This window comes from Streptomyces sp. NPDC050264 (assembly GCF_040655895.1).
Classification (GTDB): domain Bacteria; phylum Actinomycetota; class Actinomycetes; order Streptomycetales; family Streptomycetaceae; genus Streptomyces.
In genome coordinates this window covers 110954-136348 of sequence record NZ_JBFAKV010000015.1, presented here as the reverse complement: position 1 = coordinate 136348, position 25395 = coordinate 110954, and the positions used below count along the sequence as shown (strand labels likewise).

The 25395-nt window shown below is 69.5% G+C and carries 14 protein-coding genes and 1 pseudogene; 5 read left to right on the top strand and 10 right to left on the bottom strand.

Features of this window, described 5'->3' with window-relative positions:
- Window positions 1-97 precede the first annotated feature (97 nt).
- The 5 genes from AB0J02_RS26030 to ngcE form a co-directional block, all read right to left on the bottom strand.
- On the bottom strand, window positions 98-1297 hold the full coding sequence (locus AB0J02_RS26030) for an ROK family transcriptional regulator (RefSeq protein WP_363196174.1): 1200 nt from the start codon (window positions 1295-1297) through the stop codon (window positions 98-100).
- A 164-nt stretch (window positions 1298-1461) separates the two neighbouring features.
- On the bottom strand, window positions 1462-1905 hold the full coding sequence (locus AB0J02_RS26025) for an HNH endonuclease (protein ID WP_363196173.1): 444 nt from the start codon (window positions 1903-1905) through the stop codon (window positions 1462-1464).
- A 176-nt stretch (window positions 1906-2081) separates the two neighbouring features.
- The gene (locus AB0J02_RS26020; RefSeq protein ID WP_363196172.1) at window positions 2082-3035 is read right to left on the bottom strand and encodes a carbohydrate ABC transporter permease; all 954 of its coding nucleotides are present in this window, start codon (window positions 3033-3035) and stop codon (window positions 2082-2084) included.
- Between the two features lie 14 nt (window positions 3036-3049).
- Window positions 3050-3973 (bottom strand): sugar ABC transporter permease, encoded by a 924-nt coding sequence (locus AB0J02_RS26015; RefSeq protein WP_363196171.1) that lies wholly within the window; start codon window positions 3971-3973, stop codon window positions 3050-3052.
- 109 nt (window positions 3974-4082) lie between these two features.
- Complete coding sequence (gene ngcE, locus AB0J02_RS26010) at window positions 4083-5540, bottom strand: N-acetylglucosamine/diacetylchitobiose ABC transporter substrate-binding protein (protein WP_363196170.1); 1458 nt, start codon at window positions 5538-5540, stop codon at window positions 4083-4085.
- Between the two features lie 1316 nt (window positions 5541-6856).
- Here ngcE and AB0J02_RS26005 point away from each other — a divergent pair.
- A complete protein-coding gene (locus AB0J02_RS26005; RefSeq protein ID WP_363196169.1) occupies window positions 6857-10690 on the top strand; it encodes a GH92 family glycosyl hydrolase in 3834 nt (1277 codons plus the stop codon).
- Window positions 10691-10784: 94 nt separating this feature from the next.
- Here AB0J02_RS26005 and AB0J02_RS26000 read toward each other — a convergent pair whose 3' ends face one another.
- The 4 genes from AB0J02_RS26000 to acnA all read right to left on the bottom strand — a co-directional run bounded on the left by AB0J02_RS26000 (window position 10785) and on the right by acnA (window position 20667).
- Entirely contained in the window at window positions 10785-12362 is a 1578-nt protein-coding gene (locus AB0J02_RS26000) for an ABC transporter substrate-binding protein (protein ID WP_363196168.1), read from the bottom strand.
- On the bottom strand, window positions 12359-14482 hold the full coding sequence (locus AB0J02_RS25995; RefSeq protein WP_363196167.1) for an ATP-binding protein: 2124 nt from the start codon (window positions 14480-14482) through the stop codon (window positions 12359-12361). Before AB0J02_RS25995 ends, AB0J02_RS26000 begins: the two co-directional genes overlap by 4 nt.
- A 102-nt stretch (window positions 14483-14584) precedes the next feature.
- Complete coding sequence (locus AB0J02_RS25990) at window positions 14585-17794, bottom strand: NACHT domain-containing protein (protein ID WP_363196166.1); 3210 nt, start codon at window positions 17792-17794, stop codon at window positions 14585-14587.
- Window positions 17795-17952: 158 nt separating this feature from the next.
- Window positions 17953-20667, bottom strand: a complete 2715-nt coding sequence (gene acnA / locus AB0J02_RS25985) for an aconitate hydratase AcnA (protein WP_363196165.1) — start codon at window positions 20665-20667, stop codon at window positions 17953-17955.
- Window positions 20668-21025: 358 nt separating this feature from the next.
- Between acnA and AB0J02_RS25980 the strand changes: the two genes are divergently transcribed.
- The 4 genes and pseudogenes from AB0J02_RS25980 to AB0J02_RS25965 form a co-directional block, all read left to right on the top strand.
- Window positions 21026-21223 carry a DUF4236 domain-containing protein gene (locus AB0J02_RS25980; RefSeq protein ID WP_363196164.1) on the top strand — a complete coding sequence of 66 codons (198 nt, stop codon included), beginning with the start codon at window positions 21026-21028 and terminating at the stop codon, window positions 21221-21223.
- A gap of 75 nt (window positions 21224-21298) precedes the next feature.
- A complete protein-coding gene (locus tag AB0J02_RS25975; RefSeq protein ID WP_363196163.1) occupies window positions 21299-22828 on the top strand; it encodes a UDP-N-acetylglucosamine 1-carboxyvinyltransferase in 1530 nt (509 codons plus the stop codon).
- 25 nt (window positions 22829-22853) lie between these two features.
- The gene (locus AB0J02_RS25970) at window positions 22854-24302 is read left to right on the top strand and encodes a hypothetical protein (RefSeq protein WP_363196162.1); all 1449 of its coding nucleotides are present in this window, start codon (window positions 22854-22856) and stop codon (window positions 24300-24302) included.
- A gap of 100 nt (window positions 24303-24402) precedes the next feature.
- Window positions 24403-24525 (top strand): annotated as a pseudogene (locus tag AB0J02_RS25965) (leucine zipper domain-containing protein); the annotation flags it as partial.
- Here AB0J02_RS25965 and AB0J02_RS25960 read toward each other — a convergent pair.
- The gene (locus tag AB0J02_RS25960) at window positions 24525-25376 is read right to left on the bottom strand and encodes an alpha/beta hydrolase (protein ID WP_363196161.1); all 852 of its coding nucleotides are present in this window, start codon (window positions 25374-25376) and stop codon (window positions 24525-24527) included. The pseudogene AB0J02_RS25965 and the gene AB0J02_RS25960 overlap by 1 nt on opposite strands.
- Between the last annotated feature and the right edge of the window lie 19 nt (window positions 25377-25395).

The following is a 25395-nucleotide window of genomic DNA, read 5'->3' as shown; positions in this document are numbered from 1 at the left end:
GCGACGTTGCGGCCGAGGTGGCTGGAAGTCAACTCGGCCGCAACCCCAGCGTCAAGGAGTAAATCCTTAACGAGATGGCAACGGTGTCATGCGTTCTCTAAGTGAAGGCAGGTGTTACTGCGGGAACAGATCCGTCCAAAAGGGTCGAATCGCCCATCTCGCTGAGGGCGAGAGCGAGCGCGCCGAGCACCTCCGCGCGGCCCCCCAACGCCCCTGGGAGGACCGAGAGTTGCCGGGCGGCACTCGGGATCGCATAGCGTCCCACGGACTCCCTGATGGGCCCCAGGACCAGCTCCCCGGCCTCTGCCAGATCGCCGCCGAGGACGACCCGGCTCGGGTTGAGCAGATTGCAGAGATTCGCGACGCCCGAGCCGATGTGCCGCCCCACGTCCGCGATCACCCGGCGACAGCCCGGATCCCCGTCACGGGCGAGCCGGACGACACCCTCCAGGGTCAGATCCGTGCCGTGACTGGACTGGAGCAGCGGCAGCACGTAGCGGGCGGCCGTGAACGTCTCCAGGCATCCGCGGTTGCCGCAGCGGCACACCGGGCCCGACTCGTCCAGCGTGATGTGCCCGATCTCCCCCGCCGTGCCGCCCGGCCCGCGGTAGATCTTCCCGTCTATCACGAGGCCGGCGCCGACACCGCTCGCCACCTTGATGTACGCGAGGTCCCGTACGCCCCGCCCGCTCCCCCAGACCAGCTCGCCGAGCGCGCCCAGGTTGGCGTCGTTGTCGACGTGCACGGGGACGCCGAGGCGCCGGCCGAGCTCCTCCGCGGGCTTGGTGCCGGTCCATCCCGGCAGGATCGACGTGGAGCCCAGGGTGCCGCTCTCCACGTCGATCGGGCCCGGCACGCCGAGCCCGACGCCCGCCACCTTCGACCGGTCCACCCCGGTCGCCGCGATCAGCCGCTCGACCAGTTCCTCGGCCCGGTCGAAGCCCTGCGCGGCGCTGGCGTCCACGTCCAGCGGCTCGGACTCCTCGGCGAGCACCTGGTGGGCCAGGTTCCCGATGGCCACGCGCAGGTGCGTGTGGCCGAAGTCGACGCCGATCACGATGCCCGCGTCGCCGCTGAGCGACACGCTGCGGGCCCTGCGCCCCCCGGCCGAGGTGGGCGTGACCTCGACGGTTCCCCCGTCCTTGAGCTCCCGGACGATGTTGGAGACCGTGGCCGCGGACAGCCCCGTGCTCCGCGCGATCTCCGCCTGCGTGAGCGAACCGGCGAGCCGCACGGCGCGTACGACCCGCTCCAGATTGGCCCGGTGCAGCGACGACTGCGACCCCGGAGTCTCCATTGACCCACACCCTCTGCCCGTTGACCAGGAAGCCCCGTCGCTCCCCTGTGGCACAGCCCGCTGAGACAGCGTCCTGGCCATGTACAAGTTATGAACTCCAAGCTCCGCTGAGAGGGATATCGCAGTCAAGTACTTGAGAGGAATCCGTCCCATCCCAGAGCTGGTCAGCACGACACACAGGGCCAGGATGGCTCAGTTACACCCGATTTCACCCCTGACCGTGTACTCGTGCCCATCTCCACGTTGCAAAAGGTGAAGGTTCTCGTACGAGGTGTCGACGTAGCCATCAGGGGTCGCGACCCGGTGGGTCCCGAAGCGCGCACGGCAACACGGCCACGGTGAGTCCCTCGATACCTGCCTGGCCCGGCGGTCGCGCGCGTGCGAGAGCAGCGCCCCCGTCCCGTCCCGGTCATTACCTGCACCACGCCGTGGCAACGCACGATCCGGACCGAGTCCATGGCCTCTCCGACACGCAGAGGGTCCAACATGTGCGACTTCGGCAATCCGTGCCGGTTCCGGTCGTACCGATGGTCGCAACTCCCGCAGCACAAGGTCAGGTTGGACACACGGTCCGAACCGCCGGCGGCCTCGGGCTCGATGTGGTCCACCTGAAGCGGAACGTCTTCGGCGCCACCGTCCGGGAGCGGCCCGCCCACTCTCCACACTGATGGACGGGGTGAGGGGAGAATCCGGCGCTACCCCCCTTACGCGCCGCACAGCCCGATCCCCGCACAACCAAAAAGCGCCCCACCCCGGTCCGCCGGGGCAGGACGCCTGGCGCCACTTACTTGAGCGCCCCCGCCGTCAGACCCGCCTGGACCTGGCGTTGGAAGATGAAGTAGACGATCAGCACGGGCAGCATGGCGATCATCATGCCTGCCATCAGGGCGCCCCAGTCGTTCTCGTAGCCCTGTTGCAGCGCGATCATCGCGAGGCCCTGGGTGAGTACGTATTTCTTCTCGTCCTGGTTGAGCACCATCGGGAGCAGGTACTGGTTCCACTGCCCGAGGAAATTGAAGATGCCGATGCTGATCAGGCCGGGCTTGGCCATCGGGAGCATCACCTGGAAGAAGGTACGGGTGTGCGAGGCGCCGTCGATGAGGGCGGCCTCGGCGACCGACGTCGGCAGGGTGCGGAAGAACGCGGTCATGAAGAAGACCGTGAAAGGGAGCGAATACGCGATGTATACGAGGATGAGGCCTTGGTAAGAGGCCAGGAGCGAGGTCCCCGGGAAGTCCCGCAATACGAAGAAGAGCGGGATCACCAGCATGAAGACCGGGAAGGACATGCCGGCCACGAACAGGTAGTAGATGAAGCGGTTGCCCGGGAACGTGAAGCGGGCGAGAACGTACGCGGCCATGGAACCCAGCACCATCGTGCCGGTCACCGAACCGCCCACGATGATGATGGTGTTGAGGAAGTACTGGCCCATGTTCGCCTTGTTCCAGGCGTTGGCCCAGTTCTCGAAATGCAGCGAAGTGGGCAGACCCCAGGGGTTGGTCAGGATCGCGTTGGAGTCCTTGAAGGAACTCCACAGCACCCACAGCAGCGGTACGCCCACCATGAGCGCCCACACGATGAGCATGCCGTGCGAGAAGACGTTGAGGACGCCGCCCTCGGACTTCTTCCCCTTGGCCGGTCCTGACGTCTTGGAGATGCCGCCCCGCGGGCCCGGGACCGTGGGGGGCGCCTCGTCCGACTTGCCGATCTTGCCGGACTCACCGGTTTCGATGGTCATCTGGTGCCCGCCCTTTAGAACTCGATGCGCTCACGCCGCGCGAAGCGCATCGTGAGGATGGCGAAGGCCATGGTGACGATGAGCATCGCGATGCCCATCGCGGAGGCATAGCCGAACTGACTGTTGGTGAACGCGGTGACGTACAGGCGCAGCGGCATGACGTCCGTCGCGCCGTTCGGACCGCCCATGTTCACCGACATGATCTGGACGAGCGCGAAGGCGTCCATCGCGATGATGCCCATGTAGACCCAGCCGGTCTGCACGGTGTCCCACAGCAGCGGCAGGGTGATGCGGAAGAACGTCTGGATGCGGTCGGCGCCGTCGAGCAGGCAGGCCTCGTAGATCTCGCGGGGGATCGAGGCCATCGCGGCGGAGAACAGGACGACGTAGAAGCCGACGTTCGACCAGATCATGACGGCCATGATGCAGAGCAGGGCGATCGACTTCTCGCCGAGCCAGGCATTGCTCAGGTTGTCCAACCCCACAGTGTTCAGGAGGGCGTTGAGCATGCCGTCCTGCGGGTCGGGGTTGTACACGTTCCACCAGATCACCGCGATGATCGTGATGGAGATGACCTGCGGGAAGAAGAAGACGAAGCGGTAGAACTTCGATCCGGCGACGCCGGTGATGACTTCGTTCTTCCGGCGCTTTCCGCCGACGTTCAGCATGAACGCGAAGAACAGTCCGAGCGCGAGCGTGACGATCGGAACGGCGACGAGCATGTAGATGTTGTGCCGCAGCGCGTTCCAGAAGTCGCTGTCGTTCCACAGGCGTTCGAAGTTGTCGAGGCCGACGAACTTCGCGGTGCCCACCAGTCCGGACCAGTCCGTCATGGATATCTGGAACGCCTGGACGAACGGCGATATCACGAAGATCGCGTAGACGATGACCGGTAGGGCCAGGAAGCCCACGATGAATCGGTACTTGCCGTGTTGCATGGTGCTCCCCGGCCCTTCCCTTTCGAGTGCAGTGCCGCCGGACGGCCCGACGGCGGCGCGCCGTCGGGCGATTGGCCCGGCAGAATGGTGAACTGCCGGGCCACACGGATCACTTGGTGCGCTTGAACTTCTTGATCGCGTCGTCCTTGGCGACCTTGTCGGCGTACGCCTGGGTCTTCTTGATCCAGTCGGCCGCGGAGAGGTCACCGGTGAGCAGGTCGCCGGTGAGACCGCCGATCTTGGCGTCGGTGAGGTCCGGGTACCACTCCTGCAGCTGAAGGCTGATCAGGTTCGTGCCGGCCGCCTTGAAGACGGAGCTGGCCGAGGCGAGACCCGGCGAGAGGGTCATGCCCTCTGTGGCGTCCACGACACAGGTCAGAGACTTCACCTTTGTCGCGAAGTTCTGTGCGTGCTTCTTGGAGAGCATGATGCGCAGCAGTTCCATGCCGCCGGTCGGGTTCTTGCCCTTGCTGGCGACGACGTACGGCTCGGAGGGCTCGGCGCGCAGCGTGCCCTGCGGCATCTTGTCGCCGGAACCGCCGTCGAAGAGGGCGCCGACGGCCATCTTGAAGTCCTTGGGCGTGGTCGGCGCCGACTCGTTCTCGACCCAGGAACCGTTCGGGATGAAGACGGCCTTGCCCTTGTTCCAGGCGGTCTGCGACTGGATGTGGGTCAGGCCCTGGCTGCCCTGGAGGAAGTAGCCCTTCTTGGCCAGCTCCTCGTAGTGCTCGACGACCTGCTTGACCGCGTCATTGCTGGTCCAGGCGTTGGGCTCCAGGTTGTCGATCTTTATCCAGTTCTCCATGCCGCCGATCTTGGCGATCTGGGCGAACAGGTTGAAGTGGACGTAGTACGGGTATTTGCCGGCGTAAGTCCAGGGCGCGATGCCCTTCTTCTTGATCTCGCCGCAGAGCTTGACCATGTCGTCGAGCGACTTCGGGTATTCCCAGTCGTTGTCGTCGAGGGCCTTCTGGGAGTACCAGGTGCCGTAGATCGTGAAGGCGTAGTACAGGACGTCGAAGACGTCGCCGTGCAGGCCCTTCTCGTACGTCGACGGGTGGATGACGTCCTTGATCGTCTTGGACTTGTCGTCCAGGGACGCGGCCGCCATCAGGGCCTTGAGGTCCTGCAACTGGCCCTGGCTGGACAGGCGGTTCATGTCCAGGTGGTCGGCGCCGGAGTTGTCGATGACGTCCGGCGGGTTGCCGCCGGAGAAGCGCGGCGTCAGCTTGGGGCCGACCTGCTGGGTGCCGGTGTGCTTGACGGTGCCGCCCCAGGCCTTGGTGTAGTCGGCCTCGGCGTCCTTGGCGTACGCGTCGCCCAGGCCGCCCTTGAAGATGAACGCCTCGAGCGGGGCACCCTTCTTGACACCCAGCGGGTTCGTGGCGGACGTCTTGCCCTGCGACTTGTCCGTCTTGTTGTCGTCGTCGCCGCCGCCTCCGGTGGCACACGCCGACAGGAAGCCCATCGACGGTACGGCGATCAGGCCGAGCGCCGCGGACCGCTTGATCAGGTCGCGGCGGTTCGTGCCCGCACCGGTGTTGTTCAGGTCGGAAGTGGATCCCATGCTCAAGTCCTCGCCTTCTCCAGGACTCAGGCGGTGAACCGGATCCTCCCCGGCACCGCGGTGATGTGCTGTGTCGTGCCGGGATCGAATCCCGGGTCCCGGGCCGGAAAGGCATCTCCGGAGCGGTGTCCGGAAATGTTCTGCCCCGAGGGAACGCAGTTGGAGCTGGGTGGTGCCGATAAGTTCCGGGATCGGCGGAGATACCCGGCTTTCGTGCTCCCGCACGTCCTGCCGATTCCCCCTGGTCCCCCGGGTCCGGCCGCGGCCTGAACACGGCCGGGGCAGACGCCGACAGGTATAGTCCACTCCCTGTGAGCTGGGCAAGATCGAATGCAGGTTTGGGCGCCGGTCTTTTCCGAGTTGAGACCTCCCGGAAATAAGCCGCAGCCCGGGAGATGTCGATCTTCCCAACTCCCGTGCATACAAAGGATGTAGTGGTATGGCTCGGGTGGGAAGCCGCTGACGTGTCCAGGTGGGGATGAGCGGCGCGAAATCCGCGCTGCGGGGCATTTCGCGACGCCGTGCGTTCGAGGAGTGAACGCGTGGCCCGCATTCAAGGTGCGCGTTCCAGCCATGGACGGTCCGTTCCGGTCAGCGCTCCACGAGGCCGCCGCGCACCCGTTCGGCGCCCCGCCGGGTCTATCCGTGCGCACCACGCGCGAGTACGCTGGGTAACAGCCCGTGGACCGTGCGTCGCCGTCGGCGCGGTGGCCTTCGTCCGGCGATCATTCGGGCCCACGGAGACCTTCACGTCAGCGGCTGCCTGTTCGCGGGCAGGTGCTCCCGCTTCATGAGCGCCGCTCAGTGCACACCCGACTGGAGTCCCCCGTGTCCGCTGCCGGACGGCGCCTCAGCCCTGGGACCCCTCGTGCACGGCTACTTCGTCGACGAACTCCTCCTGATCACCCCCCTCCACCGTGTCGCCGGAGTACGCCTGTACGGCGAGGGCGTCGGCGCCCACAAAGCCTCCCTGGCGCCTGCCGTGGCCGCGTACAGCCGCTGCGCCGAAGAGATCACGGTGGATCCGACGCAGGTTCACCACCCGGCCGACAGCGCCCTGGAGACCCTCGTCGCCCTCGCGGGCGGCCTCACCCCGCCCCGGCGACCGCTGGTGCCGGCCGGCCCCGAACCCCGGATCCGGGAGCGGCCGGCCGCCGGAGGCCGGGACCGGATCGAAACGCTGCGACTGAATCAAGGATGCCAACCCGTCCCCCGACCCACGCCAACACCCTTGACACCACTGTCCACTTACCTCCCTACTGGACGTTGCGCAGCGAACTGACAACGTTGTCGACACCGCCGGAGGGTGCTCACCGATGCAGGGCAGATCAATCCGATCAAGCCGATACAGACACCGCCTCGCCACCACGGCGGCCCTGGGGGCTGCCGCACTGGTACTGACGGCGGTCGGTCAAGGGGCCGCGGCCGCGGCGCAGACCCAGAAGCCGCATCCGGCCCAGGAGTTCAGCTCCTCCTTCGAGGCGGGCCAGCCCGCCCCGGACTGGCTGAACACGGTCGACACCGCCAAGGACGGCAGCAAGCGGGCGAGCGGCGTCGACGGCGGCTTCGGCGGCGGCATCCCGGGCAGTGTCAACGCGCACGTCACGGACGTCCGTGCCAGCGACGAGAACACGGGCGGCGGTGAGACCAAGGAGAACCTGCTCGACGGCGAGTCGAGCAGCAAGTGGCTGGCGTTCACGCCGACCGCCTGGGTCGAGTACGACCTGGACGCGCCGGCCAAGGTCACCAAGTACGCGCTGACCTCCGCCAACGACCACGACGAGCGCGACCCGAAGGACTGGACCCTGAAGGGTTCGGCCGACGGCAAGGAGTGGACGACGCTCGACTCCCGCTCCGGCGAGGCGTTCGACAAGCGGCTCCAGACGAAGACGTACGAGATCGAGAAGCCGGCCGAGTACGCCCACTTCCGGATCGAGTTCACGAAGAACAACGGCGCGAGCGACGCCACCCAGCTCGCCGACCTGCAGCTGTCGACCGGTGACGAACAGAGCCCCGCTCCCGAGGACATGCTGTCCCTCGTGGACCACGGGCCGAGCGCCTCGCCGACGGCCAAGGCGGGCGCCGGCTTCACCGGCAAGAACGCGCTGCGCTACGCCGGTACGCACAAGGGTGACGGGCGCGCGTACTCGTACAACAAGGTCTTCGACGTCAATGTGTCGGTGCAGCGGGACACCGAGCTGTCGTACAAGATCTTCCCGTCGATGGCGGACACCGACCGGGACTACGACGCCACGAACGTCTCCGTCGACCTCGCCTTCACCGACGGCACGTACCTGAGCGACCTGAAGGCCGTCGACTCCAACGGCGGGCTGCTGACGCCCCAGGGCCAGGGCGACGCCAAGCGGCTGTACGTGAACCAGTGGAACGCCGTGAAGTCGGGCATCGGGTCCGTCGCCGCGGGCAAGACGATCGACCGGGTCCTGGTCGCGTACGACTCCGCGAAGGGGCCGTCGAAGTTCCGCGGCTGGGTCGACGACGTCTCCATCGACCGGGCCGAACCGACGCGTCCCAAGGCGCACTTGAGCGACTACGCGTCCACGACGCGCGGCACGAACTCCAGTGGCGGCTTCTCGCGCGGCAACACGTTCCCGGCGACGGCCGTCCCCCATGGCTTCAACTTCTGGACGCCGGTGACCAACGCCGGGTCTCTCAGCTGGCTGTACGACTACGCGCGGGACAACAACGCGGACAACCTGCCCACGATGGAGGCGCTGGCTGCGAGCCATGAGCCGAGTCCGTGGATGGGCGACCGCCAGACGTTCCAGATGATGCCGTCGGCCGCGGCCACGGTGGACACGTCGAGGACCGGGCGTGCGCTGCCGTTCAAGCACGAGAACGAGACGGCCAAGCCGTACTACTACGGCGTGAAGTTCGAGAACGGCGTACAGGCGGAGATGGCGCCGACCGATCACGCCGCCGCGCTGCGCTTCACCTATCCGGGCGACAACGCGAGCGTCATCTTCGACAACGTCTCCGAGCAGGGCGGCCTCACGCTCGACAAGGACAGCGGAGTCGTCACCGGCTACTCGGACGTCAAGTCGGGCCTGTCGACGGGCGCCACGCGCCTCTTCGTCTACGGGACCTTCGACAAGCCGGTCAAGGACGCCGAGGCCTCCGGTGTGAAGGGGCACTTCACCTTCGACGCGGGCAAGGACCGCACGGTCACCCTGCGTCTCGCGACCTCGCTCATCAGCATCGACCAGGCGAAGGACAACCTGGCGCAGGAGCTGCCGCAGAAGAAGTCGTTCACGTCGGTGCGCAACGCGGCGCGCGCCCAGTGGGACGCGCTGATGGACAAGGTGGAGGTCGAGGGCGCGACGGACGACCAGCGCACGACGCTGTACTCGTCCCTGTACCGCCTGTACCTGTACCCCAACTCCGGTTTCGAGAAGGTCGGTTCGAAGTACCAGTACGCGTCGCCGTTCTCGCCGATGACCGGTCCCGACACCCCGACCCACACCGGCGCGAAGATCGTCGAGGGGAAGCCGTACGTCAACAACGGCTTCTGGGACACGTACCGCACGACCTGGCCCGCGTACTCGCTGCTGACCCCGAAGAAGGCGGGCGAGCTGGTCGACGGGTTCGTGCAGCAGTACAAGGACGGCGGCTGGATCTCCCGGTGGTCGTCGCCCGGTTACGCCGACCTGATGACCGGCACGTCGTCGGACGTGGCGTTCGCCGACGCGTACGTGAAGGGCGTCGACTTCGACGCCGAGTCCGCGTACAAGGCGGCCGTGAAGAACGCGACCGTGGTGCCGCCTGCCTCGGGTGTCGGCCGCAAGGGCATGGAGACCTCCCCCTTCCTCGGCTACACGAGCACCGCCACCGGCGAGGGCATGTCGTGGGCGATGGAGGGCTACATCAACGACTACGGCATCGCGCAGATGGGCCAGGCCCTCTACAAGAAGACGGGCAAGAAGCAGTACAAGGAGGAGTCGGAGTACTTCCTCAACCGCGCCCGTGAGTACGTGAACATGTTCGACGACAAGGCCGGCTTCTTCCAGGGCAAGGATGCCAAGGGGAACTGGCGGGTGGACTCGGCGAAGTTCGACCCGAGCATCTGGGGTTACGACTACACCGAGACCAACGCCTGGGGTTACGCCTTCACGGCGCCGCAGGACAGCAAGGGTCTCGCGAACCTGTACGGCGGCAGGGACGGCCTCGCGAAGAAGCTCGACACGTTCTTCGCTACGCCGGAGACCGCGACGTCGGACGTCGCCGGGTCGTACGGCGGTGTCATCCACGAGATGACCGAGGCGCGCGACGTCCGGATGGGCATGTACGGCCACTCCAACCAGGTGGCGCACCACATCACGTACATGTACGACGCGGCGGGCCAGCCGTACAAGACGCAGGAGAAGGTCCGTGAGGTCCTCTCCCGCCTCTACACGGGCAGCGAGATCGGGCAGGGCTACCACGGTGACGAGGACAACGGCGAGCAGTCGGCCTGGTACCTCTTCTCCTCGCTCGGCTTCTACCCGCTCGACATGGCCAGCGGCGAATACGCCATCGGCTCCCCGCAGTTCACGAAGATGACGCTGCACCTGGAGAACGGCAAGAGCCTTGTCGTCAAGGCGCCGAAGAACAGCGCGAAGAACATCTACGTGCAGGGCGTGAAGGTCAACGGCCGCACCTGGTCGAAGACATCGCTGCCGAACTCGGTCGTCTCCAACGGTGGCACCATCGAGTTCGCGATGGGCTCGAAGCCGTCGACGTGGGGCACCGGCAAGGACGCGGCGCCCACGTCCATCACGAAGGACGACAAGGCGCCGACGCCCCGCAAGGACGCGATCACGGGCTCGGGCCCGCTGTTCGACAACTCCTCGGCGACGAGCGCGAGTACGGAGTCGGTGGAGCTGCCGGTGGGCACGGAGAACTCGGACGGCACGAAGGCCGTGCAGTACACGCTGACGTCGGCCGACAAGGCGAAGGCCCCGACGGGCTGGACCCTGGAGGCATCGGACGACGGCACGTCCTGGAAGGCACTCGACAAGCGGTCCGGCGAGTCCTTCACCTGGGACAAGCAGACGCGGGCCTTCTCGGTCCCGTCGCCGCACAGTTACAAGCACTACCGGCTGGTGTTCACCGGTGGGGCGGCGACGGTGGCGGAGGTGGAGCTGCTTTCGTGACACGCCCGAGGTGAGGGCGTGAACTGAAGTCAGGGGCGGGCGTGGAGAGTTCACGCCCGCCCTTGGCGTTCCGGGAAGCGCGGGCCCGCGGCTTTCAGGAGGGGCAGCTGCCCTTCTTGTCACCGCGGTAGGTGCGGTACGGCGACCGCTGCTGCGCGGCGGCGCCCGACGCGGGCGGGAACTCGACGACCGGGACCGGCTTGCAGACCGCCCACTGGTCGTTCTCCCCGGGGCCCGTGAAGCCGTAGGTGCCGCTCGCGCCCACCAGACAGCCGCTGCAGACCGATCCGTCGACGGTCGAGGTGGTCAGCGTGTTGTACACGTCCTTGGCCGTCGGCAGCCGGGCGGGCTCCGGGGTCTGCGCTCCGCCCTCGTTGACCTCGCGGTAGGTGCGGTCCACCGCGCCGGCGAGCAGGCCGAAGCCGTCGTAGTACATCGCCGCGTAGCCGTCGGAGAGCGCCGAGGGACCCAGGTCGTACTCCTTCTCGATCTCCTGGAAGCGGGCCAGGAAGGCGGCGGAGCCCCGTGGCGGGGAGCCTTCGCCGTCCGCCCAGGCGGGGTCGTAGGCGGAGGCGTCCACGATCGTCGCGTTGATGGAGCGCAGGCTGCGCTCGATGGCCTCGGTGCTCAGGGTGGGTTCGAGGCCGATGCCGATCTTCAGGATCCGCAGCCTCCGGCTCCCGTCACAACTGCCGGTCTCCGCGAGGCGGTTGATGAAGGCGGGCAGGTCCTGGTCGCGGCCGGCGAAGAAGACGGTGTCCACTTCGTTGCGGCAGATCTTCTCGGCCGCGTCGGCGAACCGCTGCGGAATGCCCTGGTCGTCGCCGGAGGAGCCGATGAAGTGGGAGTTGTTCTTCTCCAGGTCGTAGGTGGCGTCGAAGCGCTTCTCGAACACGGCCCGCAGGTCCTGCGAGTAGACGTCGCCCTCGCGGCTGTCCCAGACGAGGAAGCCGCGGCCCTTCTCCCGGTGCGCTTTCAGATACCTGTCGAGGGCCTGGGAGAACTGCTCGTTGTTGGGGGACGTCTTGAAGAAGTAGCGGGAGTTCATCGAGGCCGCGGTGATCACGGGGCCCACGGTGGGGATCGCGCGGCCGGACAGGTCGGCGACCGCCTCGCGCGTGTGGGTCGTGCTGCTGGGGATGCCGGTCACGCCGGCCAGCGGCGCCTCCTCGTCCCGGGTCAGTTCGTCGAGCCGGTCGACGACGTCCTGCCACTCGTCGAGGTCCCGGCCGTCGGGGGCGAGCAGCAGTTGGTAGTGGGGGCCACCGGTCCGGTTCGCCTGCTGCTGCGCCGCGAGGGCGCCGGCCAGGGCGCGCTGGATCATCTCGCGGGTCATGGCGCTGGTGGAGTCCGAGGTGAACGGCATCATCAGCGCGATCCGCACGTACGGGATGCGGGCCGTCCTGCCCTGCGGATCGTCCCACTGGCGCTCCACACTCGCGTTCTCGTCCGCCACGGCGCGGACGAGGCGGTCGATGGCGGGGTCGCCCGTATCGAAGGCCCGCGCGGTGACGCCGACGCAGTCGTCCCCGCGCTTGTCCATGCCGTCGCCGCACGGACCCGGACGGGACTGCTGCCAGATGACGAGGGTGCCGGTCAGCGCGAGTACGACGACGAGGGCGACGCACCAATCCAGCGGACCCCACTCCTTGGGCCGGCCACTGAACATCATGATCCTTCGCTGGCGGGGATGGGCAGGGGCTGTCTCCTGCGGGCGGCGGACGGCCAGTCGCGGGCGCCCCTGCCGAGCGCCGCGTACCACGTGGAGTGGCGCCGGGAGAGGAAGCCGAGTTCGTCGCCGACGGCCTGGCACAGCGTCTCGGCGTCGGGGTCGATGGCCGCGTCGGCGTACGGCTCGGAGAGGTACCACAGGGCGTGCAGGAGCCGGTTGATGCCACGGCCCGCCTCGTCGAGGTGGGTGTAGCGGGAGGCGTGCTCGCCGAGCGCGATCTCCACGCGCTGGTCGGTCCAGAGGGCGGCGCCGTCGGCGGAGCTGCCGGTGGGCGGCGTCGGGGCGGACGCGCAGCGCCGCAGACACAGCAGCCAGTGCTCGACGCTCTGTTCGGCCTCCTCGGCGTCGAACTCGTCGGCCAGCATGTCCACCACCTGTGCCGCGTTCCCGGCGGCCAGGCTGTGCCGCAGCGCGTCGGCCTCCTCGGTGTCGGCGCGCCGGACGTGGTGCAGGTGCAGGAAGCGGTGGATCTCGTGCCAGCTGTGCGGTTCGTCGCTGTGCGGCAGGGTGCGGCGGGCCTCGTGGACGAGGAGCGTCTGCAGCAACGTGTGCTCCACCAGCGGCAGTTCGGAGGGCACTGGCCGCTGCCACTGCCGCTCCACGAGGTACCGGGCCGCCGCGTTCACCGGCAGTTGCTCCGGGCCGTCGAGGCCCAGGTCCTCGGCGAGCGCCTCGGCGGCCTCGTGGTCCCGGGCGAGGCAGAGCACGACGAGCCGCTCGCGCTGGCGCCGGTCGGGGAGCAGTTCCTCCAGGAGCACCTGGGTGACGGGCCTGCCGCTCTCGGTCTCCAGGTTCAGCAGATCCTTGGGGGTGACGGTGCGGTGCTGCCCGGCCGCGTGCACCACCGCGTCGCAGAGCAGCTTCCCGGCCAGCGGGTGCCCGCCGGTCAGTGCGTGCAGCGCGGAGGCCAGATGGGGGTGGAGCAGCCGGGACGAGGCCCGGTCGAGCATGGCCAGGACGTCATCGCGGCCGAGGGGGGTGAGCGGCACGACGAGCAGCCCGGCGGACGGGTCGTGTCCCGTGCGCTGCCAGACGTGCGCGACGTGGTCGCGCTGCGGGCCGCCCGCCGGGGGCAGCAGATCGTCGAGCTCGCGGCGTACGGCGTACGGGGCCTCGTCCTCGGGCACGTCGCCGAGGCGGGTGGCGACGACGGTGATCCGGTCGCGGACGGGGCGCTGTGGTGCGGCCCGGTGGTCGAGGAGCAGTTCGAGGAAGCGCTGTCCCGCGACGGTGTGCGCCTCGTCGAGCAGGATCAGCGGCCAGGGTTCGCGGTTCCAGCGGCGCAGGCCTCCGTAGGCGCCGGCGACTTCCTGGAGGAAGGCCGCCATGAGGTCGTGCTCGACGGCGCGCCGGTAGTCGCCCCCGCGGTGGAAGCGGCGGCCCAGTTCGACCAGCGGGTCCCGGCCGTCGTCGGCGTCGTCGGCCCGGAGGCGGCGGCGCTCGTACCACTGGCGGGCGGGGCCCAGCGGCCGCAGCGTCTCCAGTTCGCGCAGGACGGCCCGGGTGACCGGGAGGGAGTCGGCCTCCTCGGCGGCGTCGGCCGGGGCCCCGGTGTGCGCGGCGATGGACGCCTCGACTTGCGCGGACCATGCCCGGGCGACCTCCCGCTCGTCGCCGGTGCGCAGGCCGCAGGCGAGGAGCAGGCGGGCGTGACGGGCGCAGACGGCGTCCCGTTCCTCGGCGTCGCCCGCGTGCCAGCCGGACACGGCGAACAGGCCGGGCACGAGCACCGGGAACCTGGTGAGGGCCGGTGTGAACGCGCGCACCAGCTGCTCCATGATCTCCGCCAGGTCCGCGGCGCGTGCCGCGCCGGGCCCGCCCGCCGGGACGGGCCGTGCGGCGTCCGGCTCGACGGGGGTGCCCGCGGGGACGACCCGTACATGGGCGAGGGGCAGTCGTCGGTGGTAGTGCCGGGCCAGCCCGTCGAGGACGGCGCTGCGGCCCGTGCCGTGCTGGCCGGTGAGCAGGACGACCGGCACGTCGTCACCGAACTCCCGCTTTCTCCGGGCCCGTTCGTCGTAGGCGAGGCCGGTGAGCGAGGGGACGAGTGAGCGCACCACGGGGTCGCGTGCGTACAGGAATGGCGCTGGCGACCTGCCCATCAGATGTGTCCCGGTTCCCCTCGGTGTGTTCTCGGCGCGCTTTCGGTGTGCTCAGCTCTCTCAAGGCTGCGGATATATCTCCAGGCCGACTCCGGCGGGCAGGTGCTCGGCCGCGCTCACGTTGCGCGAGTAGGCGAGCCGTACCCGGCGCAGCGCGCTCATGGCCTTCAGGGACGACAGGTCGATGTCGGTCCCCTGGGTGAGGTGCAGCTCCACCAGGCCGGGCAGCCAGCGGGCGATGCGCCGCAGCGACACGGGGGCGCCGGGTTTCGCGTACACGTAGAGGTGGGTGACCGCGGAGATCTCCGCGCGCTGGCCGAAGAGCAGCACGCTCAGCTGCTCCGGCGACAGCGTCAGGGTGCGCAGCGTCTCCACCTTGGCCAGGGCCTTGCCCCAGTCGTCGGGGAGCAGCTTGTCCCCGGCCTCGTGCAGGCGCAGCTCCGTCAGCTGCGCGGCGCGGTCGATGTCGCCGAGTTCGACGGTGCCCGGCGGTACCGCGAGGACCCGGAGCCGGTCGAGGTAGGGCAGTTCGGCGATGCCGCGCCAGGGTACGTCGGCGCCCACGTGCAGGGCGTCGAGTCCGGCGCAGCCCGCCAGGTCCGACAGCGGCTCGAACTGCGGGAGGTCGGCGAGGGCGAGGCTGCGCAGGCGGGGCAGCCGGGTCAGCGGCGCCGGGTCCGTGAGGTTGCGGCAGCTCTGCAGGGTCAGCTCTTCGAGGGCTCCGAAGTCGTCGAGGAGCGCCAGGTCGTCCAGGCGCAGCGCGCCGCGCAGCCGCAGCTCGCGCAGTCGGCCCGGGTCGAGGGCGGCCCGGACCGCCGCGGGGTCGAAGTCGCCGTGGATGCCGACGCGTTCGCAGCCGGGCATGGTGGCGAGGGCGGCCAGCTCGGCCGCCGAGCGTACGGTGACGGGTTCTGCCGGGGAGGTGGCGAGCAGTGGCCGGATGATCTCGTCGGCGTAGGTGTCGGTGTCGAACCGGTCCCAGTGGCCCAGGAGTTGGGCCCGGACGGCGGACTGGCGGGTGGAGAGGAACTCGCGCAGTCGCGGGATGGCGGCGTCCCCGCCGATCTGGCAGATCGCGTGGACCGTGGCGAGCTCCTCGTCGCCGTCGAGTGCGTCGGCGCCGGGCAGCAGGCCGAGCAGTAGGGGTCCGGTGCGGGCGAGCACCCTGGCCTGGCGCAGGCTGCGGGGCGGCAGCATGCGGGACGCCTCGGTCTCGATGGTCTGCCGTACGGCGGGTTCCAGCCGTGTCGCCTGTTCCAGGGAGGCGAGGGCGAGCAGGCGCAGGCGGGCCTGGACGGTGACGTCCTTCTCACGGTTGCCGCGGTCGCTCAGCCGCATCAGCAGATCGGCGCGGCCGTTGTGATCGGCCTGTGCGACGGCCATCTGGACCACGTCCTCCCACTGGTCGAGGTGAGCGTTCTTCACCAGCAGGCCGAAGTCCCGCTCCTCCAGTACAGCCTTCGCACCCAGGTAGTCCTGAAACGTGCGATGCACGAAGTCGACGGCGCCTGCGGCGGGTTCGCGCAGCAGTCCGGAGCGTTCGAGCAGGTGCTGGAGGGCGTCCTCGGGCTCTCCGAGACGGTCCAGGCTGGGCACTTGGGGCTGGAGGCGGCGCACCACGTCCACGGCGTCGTCGCGTTCGATCTGCGTGCGTTCGTTGCGGATCAGCCAGTACGCGAGGCGCTTGAGCGGTTCGGTGGCGGCCTCCTCGTCCAGCTCGGGACCCCCGCCACGGCCGTACAACTCCCTTTCCATGTCGCGTCGTTCGAGGAGCATGGACAGGGCCGCCTTGTAGAGGGCGGCGCGGCCGCGCGGCAGGAATCCGCGGCGCTCGCGGTGCAGGGCGCAGATCAGGCTGCACATCAGCGGGTTGGTGGCGAGCCTGCTCAGGCCAGGACCGGCGCGCAGGGCCTGGATCAGCTCCTCGTCGAGTCCGGGGCGGGCGCCGGCCGCCGTGTGCCAGCGCCGGATGAAGGTCTTGAGGTCGCCGGGGCGCAGCGCGTCGAGGGTGAACTCGTGGAATCCTTCGCCGCTCAGCCAGCCGGGGCCGAGGGCGGAGGGGCGGGTGGTGGCGAGCCACAGGTTGCCGGGGAAGACGCCGAGGAGTTCGCGCAGCCAGGCGCGGGTGCGGGTGCGGTCGGCCTTGGGGATCTCGTCGAGGCCGTCGATGAGGAGCAGGCCGCGGCCGTTCTGCAGGACGCGGGTGGCCCAGCCGTCGGGTTCGGTGCCCACCAGCGGACAGTCCATCCAGCGCAGAAAGTCCCCGGGCAGCGGGAGTTGGGCGCCGTCGCGGGCGAGGGTGCGCAGCGGGAGCACGAAGGGGACGCGGCCCAGGAGCTGCGGCAGATGGCCCGGCACGCTGTCCTGCTGGGCGGTGGTGAGGGCGAGCCACTGCACGAAGGTCGTCTTGCCGGTGCCCGCGAGGCCGTGCAGCAGGACGCGCCCCCGGGTGGCGAGGGCCGCTTCGACGCTCTCCTCCAGGCCCGTCTCGCGGTCGTCGTCGACCGTGTCGGACGGGACGTCCTCGGAGGCCGGGGCGGCGACGGCGCGCAGTCTCAAGTAGGCGGATTCCAGGGGCCATTCGTGACCGCTCGGGTCGCGCAGGTCGACACCGTAGAGGGTGAGCCGGCCGTGCCGCTGGACGACGTAGCGCGCGTAGCTCTCCTCGAAGCGGCCGTCGAGGGGCCCCCAGTCGTCACCCGACACGCGGCGCAGCACGACGTCCAACGTGGCATGCACTTCCCGTAGTTCACGGGAGTCCTCCAGGCGCGCCCGCGCCTCGAACCCGGGCCGCTGGGTGAAGAACCGCACCAGGTGGACGCAGGCCGTCTCGAGGAGCCGGTCGTGGAAGAGCGCGGCGTCCCGGGTCAGCAGCCGCCGGGTGTCGGCACCGGCTTGACGGGACAGTGCGGCGGCGAGCTTCTCGGGCCCGAGCAGGAAGACCCGTACGTCGTCCATGTCCAGCTCGCCGAACGCGAACAGGGTCCGGGTCAGGGCCTGGCCGACGGCGTCGTGCTCATCGTCCTCGATGGGCCGCTCGTGCGGGCCGGCCGCGCGCACCGCGCGCCGCACCAGTTCGCGGGAGAGCCGGTGCAGATCGTCCCGGCTGACGGTGGGGTGGTCCCCCACGAAGGACAGCATGTGCCTCATCCGGACGGGCCGTTCGCCGAACTCGGCCCCCGGTACCTTGGCCGGCGGCAGCACGAGCCGCTTCAGTAACGGCACCACCACCGCGGACGCGATCCGCAGCCCCACTGCCCCCGGTTCCACTGCCCACCCCCGTCGGCGTGCGCCTCTGGACACACACGCACGCCGTCCACCATAGGGCCCTCCCGCGTCACCCGCGGAGACCTCCGGCGCAGGCCGTGACACGGCGAAGGGCCGCACCCCGCCGAGCGGGGTGCGGCCCAACCGCCGTACCGGATCCCTTAGTTGCGGATCAGGTTGCGGAGCACGTACTGCATGATGCCGCCGTTGCGGTAGTAGTCCGCCTCGCCGGGGGTGTCGATGCGGACGACCGCGTCGAACTCCACGCCGGTGTCGGTGGTGACCTTGACCGTGCGCGGGGTCGTGCCGTTGTTCAGCTCCTCGACGCCGGTGAAGGAGAAGGCCTCCTCGCCGGTGAGACCGAGGGTCTCGGCGTTCTGGCCCTCCGGGAACTGGAGCGGCAGGACGCCCATGCCGATGAGGTTCGAGCGGTGGATGCGCTCGTACGACTCGGCGATGACGGCCTTGACGCCGAGGAGCGCGGTGCCCTTGGCGGCCCAGTCGCGGGACGAGCCCGAGCCGTACTCCTTGCCGGCCAGGATGGCCAGCGGGGTGCCCTGCTCGATGTAGTTGCGCGAGGCGTCGTAGATGAACGAGACCGGCGCGTCCGGCTGGGTGAAGTCGCGGGTGTAGCCGCCCTCGGTGCCCGGCGCGATCTGGTTGCGCAGGCGGATGTTGGCGAACGTGCCGCGGATCATGACCTCGTGGTTGCCACGGCGCGAGCCGTAGGAGTTGAAGTCACGACGCTCCACACCGTGCTCGGTGAGGTACTTGCCGGCCGGGGTGTCGGCCTTGATCGCACCGGCCGGGGAGATGTGGTCGGTGGTGACCGAGTCGCCCAGCTTGGCGAGGACGCGGGCGCCCGTGATGTCGGAGACCGGGGTGGTCTCCATCGTCATGCCCTCGAAGTAAGGGGGCTTGCGGACGTACGTCGACTCGCTGTCCCACTCGAAGGTGTTGCCGGTCGGGATCGGCAGCGCCTGCCACTGGGCGTCGCCCGCGAAGACGTCGGCGTAGGACTTGTTGAACATGTCCTCGCCGATGGAGTTGGCGACGACGTCGTTGACCTCGGCCTCGGTCGGCCAGATGTCGGCCAGGTGGACGGGCTTGCCGTCCTGGTCGACGCCGAGCGCGTCCTTGGTGATGTCGACCTTCATCGAACCGGCGATGGCGTACGCGACGACCAGCGGCGGGGACGCCAGGTAGTTCATCTTGACGTCGGGGTTGATGCGGCCCTCGAAGTTCCGGTTGCCGGAGAGGACCGACGTCACGGCGAGGTCGGCGTCGTTGACGGCCTTGGAGACCTCCTCGGGCAGCGGGCCCGAGTTGCCGATGCAGGTGGTGCAGCCGTAGCCGACGAGGTTGAAGCCGACCTTGTCGAGGTAGGGGGTGAGCCCCGCCTTGTCGAAGTAGTCGGTGACGACCTTGGAGCCCGGGGCGAGGGTGGTCTTGACCCACGGCTTGCGGGTCAGGCCCTTCTCGACGGCCTTCTTCGCGACGAGCGCGGCGGCGACCATCACGTACGGGTTCGACGTGTTGGTGCAGGAGGTGATCGCGGCGACGGTGACGGCGCCGTGGTCGATCTCGTACGTCGAGCCGTCGGGGGCCGTGACCGTGGTCGGCTTCGTCGGGACGCCGTTGCCGGTCGCCGGGGCGTCGGACGCCGGGAAGGACTCCTTGCCGGCCTCCTCGTCGTCGGAGACGTAGTTGCGCACGTCCTGCGCGAACTGCTGCGAGGCGTTGGCGAGGACGATGCGGTCCTGCGGGCGCTTCGGGCCGGCGATCGAGGGGACGACCGTGGCGAGGTCGAGCTCCAGCTTCTCGGAGAAGTCGGGCTCGGCGGCCGGGTCGAGCCAGAGGCCCTGCTCCTTGGCGTACGCCTCGACGAGCGCGACCTGCTGCTCGGAGCGGCCGGTGAGCTTGAGGTAGTTCAGCGTCTCGCCGTCGATCGGGAAGATCGCGGCGGTGGAGCCGAACTCCGGCGACATGTTGCCGATGGTGGCGCGGTTGGCGAGGGAGGTGGCGGCGACGCCCTCACCGTAGAACTCGACGAACTTGCCGACGACGCCGTGCTTGCGCAGCATCTCGGTGATCGTGAGCACGAGGTCGGTGGCGGTGGTGCCGGGCTTGAGCTCACCGGTCAGCTTGAAGCCGACGACGCGCGGGATGAGCATGGAGACCGGCTGGCCGAGCATCGCGGCCTCGGCCTCGATGCCGCCGACGCCCCAGCCGAGCACACCCAGGCCGTTGACCATCGTGGTGTGCGAGTCGGTGCCGACCAGCGTGTCGGGGTAGGCCTGGCCGTTGCGGACCATGACCGTACGCGCCAGGTGCTCGATGTTGACCTGGTGGACGATGCCGGTGCCCGGGGGGACGACCTTGAAGTCGTCGAAGGCGGTCTGGCCCCAGCGCAGGAACTGGTAGCGCTCCTTGTTGCGGCCGTACTCCAGCTCGACGTTCTGGCCGAAGGCGTCCTTCGTGCCGAACTTGTCGGCGATGACGGAGTGGTCGATGACCAGCTCGGCCGGGGAGAGCGGGTTGACCTTGTCGGCGTCGCCGCCGAGCTCCTTGACGGCCTCACGCATGGTGGCGAGGTCGACGACGCAGGGCACGCCGGTGAAGTCCTGCATGATCACGCGGGCCGGCGTGAACTGGATCTCCTGCGAGGGCTGGGCCTGGGAGTCCCAGCCGCCGACGGCGCGGATGTGGTCGGCGGTGATGTTCGCGCCGTCCTCGGTGCGGAGCAGGTTCTCCAGCAGAACCTTGAGGCTGTAGGGAAGGCGAGCAGAGCCCTCGACCTTGTCCAGCCTGAAGATCTCATACGACTCGTCGCCCACGCGCAGCGTGCTGCGGGCGTCGAAGCTGTTCGCCGACACGACAGTCTCCTTCATATATGTGCGCGTTCCACCGCGATCCTGCCGCCTCGCCACGTTGCCGATCTGCCGAGGTAAGGCTAAGTTAGGTAACCCTTACCGTCAGACTCGACGGTGCCGTGCGGCCGCGGTGCGCCTCGGCAGATATCTCGATGTCGAGATAACTCTAGTACATCACTCCGTGGTGCCATCAAGCGGTGCCCTCCGACGTGCCGTCGCGCACGCCCGGCCACCCTCACCATCACCCCTTCATCGTCGTACGGGCCCGGGGGAAGCACCAGCGCTGCCCCCTCCGCGACTGATCGGGGGACGCGGGGGTATGCGGGAGAGACCGCAGACCGCACGGAAGGAGCCAGCTCTCATGCCGCTCACGTTCCGCAAAAGCTTCCGGATCCTGCCGGGAGTACGTCTCAACATCAACCGCAAGTCGTGGTCGATCACGACGGGCGGCTCGCACGGGCCGCGGCGGACGCACAGCAGTACCGGACGCCGCACGACCTCGATGGACCTGCCGGGCCCCTTCGGGTGGCGTCGGACCCATACGGCGAAGCGTCACTGAGTGCCGCCGTCGGGGCCGGTCGCCCACTCGGACCACCCGACATGCGTCATCTCATATCTGAGATAGCCTGCCGCCATGGCAGACGACTACCTCGTACGTATCGGCAAGCTCATCCGCGACGCCCGCCAGCACCGGGGCTGGACGCAGACGCAGCTCGCCGAGGCACTCGGCACCAGCCAGAGCGCCGTGAACCGCATCGAGCGCGGCAATCAAAACATCAGTCTTGAGATGATCGCCCGCATCGGCGAAGCCCTGGACAGCGAGATCGTCTCCCTGGGCTACGCCGGCCCGATGCACCTGCGGGTGGTCGGCGGCCGCCGGCTGTCCGGTTCGATCGACGTGAAGACGAGCAAGAACGCGTGCGTGGCGCTGCTCTGCGCCTCCCTGCTGAACCGGGGGCGCACGGTGCTGCGGCGCGTCGCACGGATCGAGGAGGTGTACCGCCTCCTGGAGGTGCTCAACTCGATCGGCGTGCGCACCCGCTGGGTCAACGATGGCGTGGACCTGGAGATCGTGCCGCCCGCGCAGCTGGACATGGGCGCCATCGACGAGGAGGCGGCCCGCCGCACCCGCTCGATCATCATGTTCCTCGGCCCGCTGCTGCACCGCATGGACCGCTTCAAGCTGCCGTACGCGGGCGGCTGCGACCTCGGCACCCGCACGATCGAGCCGCACATGATCGCGCTGCGCCGCTTCGGCCTGGACATCACGGCCACCGAGGGGCTCTACCACGCAGAGGTGCAGGCGGACGTCACGCCGGACCGCCCGATCGTGCTGACCGAGCGCGGCGACACCGTGACGGAGAACGCGCTGCTCGCCGCGGCGCGGCACGACGGCTCGACCGTGATCCGCAACGCCTCGTCCAACTACATGGTCCAGGACCTGTGCTTCTTCCTGGAGGCCCTGGGCGTCCGGGTCGACGGCATCGGCACGACGACGCTGACCGTGCACGGGGTGCCGCACATCGACGTGGACGTCGACTACTCGCCGTCCGAGGACCCGGTCGAGGCCATGAGCCTGCTGGCCGCGGCGATGGTCACCGAGTCCGAGCTGACCGTGCGCCGGGTGCCGATCGAGTTCCTGGAGATCGAGCTGGCCGTCCTGGAGGAGATGGGGCTCGACCACGACCGCTCGGCCGAGTACGTCGCCGACAACGGGCGTACGCGCCTCGTGGACCTCACCGTCCGCCCCTCCAAGCTGGAGGCGCCGATCGACAAGATCCACCCGATGCCGTTCCCGGGCCTGAACATCGACAACGTCCCGTTCTTCGCGGCGATCGCGGCGGCGGCCCAGGGCAAGACCCTGATCCACGACTGGGTCTACGACAACCGTGCGATCTACCTGACCGACCTCAACCGGCTCGGCGGCCGCCTGCAGCTCCTCGACCCGCACCGGGTACTGGTCGAGGGCCCGACCCGCTGGCGGGCCGCCGAGATGATGTGCCCGCCCGCGCTGCGCCCGGCCGTGGTCGTGCTCCTCGCGATGATGGCGGCCGAGGGCACCTCGGTGCTGCGCAACGTGTACGTCATCAACCGCGGCTACGAGGACCTGGCGGAGCGCCTCAACTCCGTGGGCGCCCAGATCGAGACGTTCCGCGACATCTGATCCGGCGGGGTGTGAGGGTGGGCCCATGAGGTACCACCGCGCCCCTGTCTCCCTTGCCGTGTGCGCCGCCCTCGCCCTGCTCGTCGGGTGCGGGGGCGGCGCCGTGTCCGAAAGCGACAAGTCCCCGGCCCCGAGCGGGAGTTCGGGTAGTGGGGGTGTGCCCCCGGTGCCGGAGGCCGGCCGCGGCCCGGCCGCCGGGAAGGGGTCCAAGGATCCCGACGACGTCAACGGGGACGGGTACCGGGACCTCGTCGTGCCGGTGACGCCCCGCTCCGACCCCGACGAGGGGCCCGGGATCACGCACGAGCGGGTCGGCGTCGTGTTCGGGTCCGCGCACGGACTCGATCCGGCGACCCGGGCGGTGTACGGGCGCGGCGACCTCGGACTGCCGCCCGCCGCCGCGTCGGGCGGCGACGACGACAACGTTGCCGCGGACGCGGTGACCGTCGCCGACCTGGACGGCGACGGCTTCCCCGACTTCGTGGCGCCGGCCGGCGGGACGGACGTGGAGGTCGGCGGCATCTCGATGGGGCGCAACGTCCCGTACATCGCGTGGGGTACGCCGACCGGCCCCGGCGGAGCCGGCACGAAGGCGACACCGCTTCAACTCCCCTCCGGCGTATCGGAGTTCGGCATCGGCATCGACGTACGCGGGGACTTCGACGGGGACGGCCACCCCGATGTGGCCGGGGTCTCCCGCGACACCGGGACGGTGTGGATCCTGTACGGCCCGTTCTCCCGGTCCGGTGCCCCGGCGCGGAGCGGCACCCTGCCCGGCGCCGACGGGACGCTGTACGCCGACGCCCTCGACCCGGCCGGGAAACCGAAGGTCACGGCGCTCCTCCTGCACCACATGGACGACGGCGAGCAGACGTCCGGCACGCTCTACGCCGATCCGCGCACCGGCACCGGACGGGAAGTCCGCAAGGGGAACGCGTACGCCTTCGGGGACTTCGACGGCGACGGCCGGCGGGATCTTGCCATTGGCGACGACGGCAGCCGCAACGACGAGCCGGGGTCCGAGACGGAGGCGCCGGACGTCGAGGATTCGCTGTCCGTGTACCCGGGCGCCGGGGGCGCCCCGACGACGTACCGGCTGCCGACGGCGCCGGCGGCGGCCCGCACCGACTACGGCCCCGGCGGGTATCTCGCCGCCGACCCGGACGGGGACGGCCGCGACGGCATCCTCGTCGCCACCTACGACGGTGCCACGCTGATCGACGGGTCCGAGCGGCGCACCGTGCGGCGCCGGGGCCCCGCCCGCACGGGCGGGAAGAAGATCCCGGCGAAGTGGCGTCACGCCCGGCCGTACGCCGCCGCCGACTTCGACGCGGACGGCCGGGACGAGGTGGTGATGGGCTGGGGGGCCGACGCCCTGTTCGGGCTGTACGGGCAGCGGCCCACGCACTGGTGGATCACGTCGGGCGCCTCGGGACGGGACGTCACCTCGTTCGCCCTGACCCAGGGCCCCTAGGTGTATTGATCATGAGCGTTGTCAACGCTGGCGGGCTCGATCATGGCGAAGGCCCCCGTGTGTGGTGGAGGTGTCGAATCTTCACCGCACGGAGGCCTTCGTGTCCCACCGTAAGGCCCGGCTGACCGTTCACGGCAGGCGCCTGCTGGTCGAGCGGGTCCGTACCGGCCGCCCCGTCGCGCACGTTGCGGCCGAGAGGGGCATCTCACGGCCCACCGCCCACTAGTCGTCGGAGGGGCCTGAATCGGCGAATTCCCGGATCGCCTTCGCCAGGGCGCGCGGCTGGTCCAGCGGGATCAGCGTGCCGCACTCGTCCAGCTCCACCAGGCGCCCCTGCGGCAGCAGTTCGGCCAGCCGGCGGCCGTGGGCGGGCGGCATCATCCTGTCCTGCCTGCCCCAGACGACAAGGGCCGGCCGGTCGTAGGTGCGCAGGGCCTCGGCCGCCTCCATCATCTCCGACTTCACGCTCGCGCGGAGGTAGTGCTGGAGAGTGGCGCGGGCCACGGGGTCCTTGCGCAGGGGCTCGACCCAGCGGTCGATCAGGTCGTGCGGGACGGGGCGGTGGGACATCACCGCGTACCCCGTGCCGGGCATCCGGCGCAACGGGCGCACGGAGAGGACCTGGGCGAGGAATGCCAGGCCGCCGGGGACCCGGGACGCCGCGTCGAGGAGTTTGCCGCCGGGTCCCGGAGGATAGTTGTCGAAGGCCTCGCAGCCCGCGATGACGAGACGGCCCACCCGCTCGGGCCGCTCGGCGACGAGCTGTTGGAGGCGGCCCGCGTCGTTCTCCACGAAGACGGTGTCGTCGCCCAGCTTCAGGGTGTCGGCGAACTCGCCGATGAGCAACGCCATGGTGCGGGGCGAGAGTTGGGCGCCGGGACGCAGCGGTGTGCGGTGACTGCCGTACGGGAGGGTCGGGACGATGCAGCGTACGGACGCGCCGAGTTCGTCCACGACGTGCCGCCACACCGTGCCGTCCTGGGCGAGCCCGTGCAGCAGGACCACGGGCGTACCGTCGCCGCCCGTGTCGTCGTACGCGATCGGACCTACGGAGAGTTCGGCCAGTTGCGTCATGGCTCCGAGACTATGCCGC

Coding starts and splice junctions, on each gene's coding strand:
- AB0J02_RS25970 (WP_363196162.1), top strand. CDS start 22,854: ATGAGGTACCACCGCGCCCCTGTCTCCCTTGCCGTGTGCGCCGCCCTC.
- AB0J02_RS26020 (WP_363196172.1), bottom strand. CDS start 3,035: ATGACCATCGAAACCGGTGAGTCCGGCAAGATCGGCAAGTCGGACGAG.
- AB0J02_RS25960 (WP_363196161.1), bottom strand. CDS start 25,376: ATGACGCAACTGGCCGAACTCTCCGTAGGTCCGATCGCGTACGACGAC.
- ngcE (WP_363196170.1), bottom strand. CDS start 5,540: ATGGGATCCACTTCCGACCTGAACAACACCGGTGCGGGCACGAACCGC.
- AB0J02_RS26005 (WP_363196169.1), top strand. CDS start 6,857: ATGCAGGGCAGATCAATCCGATCAAGCCGATACAGACACCGCCTCGCC.
- AB0J02_RS25980 (WP_363196164.1), top strand. CDS start 21,026: ATGCCGCTCACGTTCCGCAAAAGCTTCCGGATCCTGCCGGGAGTACGT.
- AB0J02_RS26015 (WP_363196171.1), bottom strand. CDS start 3,973: ATGCAACACGGCAAGTACCGATTCATCGTGGGCTTCCTGGCCCTACCG.
- AB0J02_RS26000 (WP_363196168.1), bottom strand. CDS start 12,362: ATGATGTTCAGTGGCCGGCCCAAGGAGTGGGGTCCGCTGGATTGGTGC.
- AB0J02_RS25975 (WP_363196163.1), top strand. CDS start 21,299: ATGGCAGACGACTACCTCGTACGTATCGGCAAGCTCATCCGCGACGCC.
- AB0J02_RS26030 (WP_363196174.1), bottom strand. CDS start 1,297: ATGGAGACTCCGGGGTCGCAGTCGTCGCTGCACCGGGCCAATCTGGAG.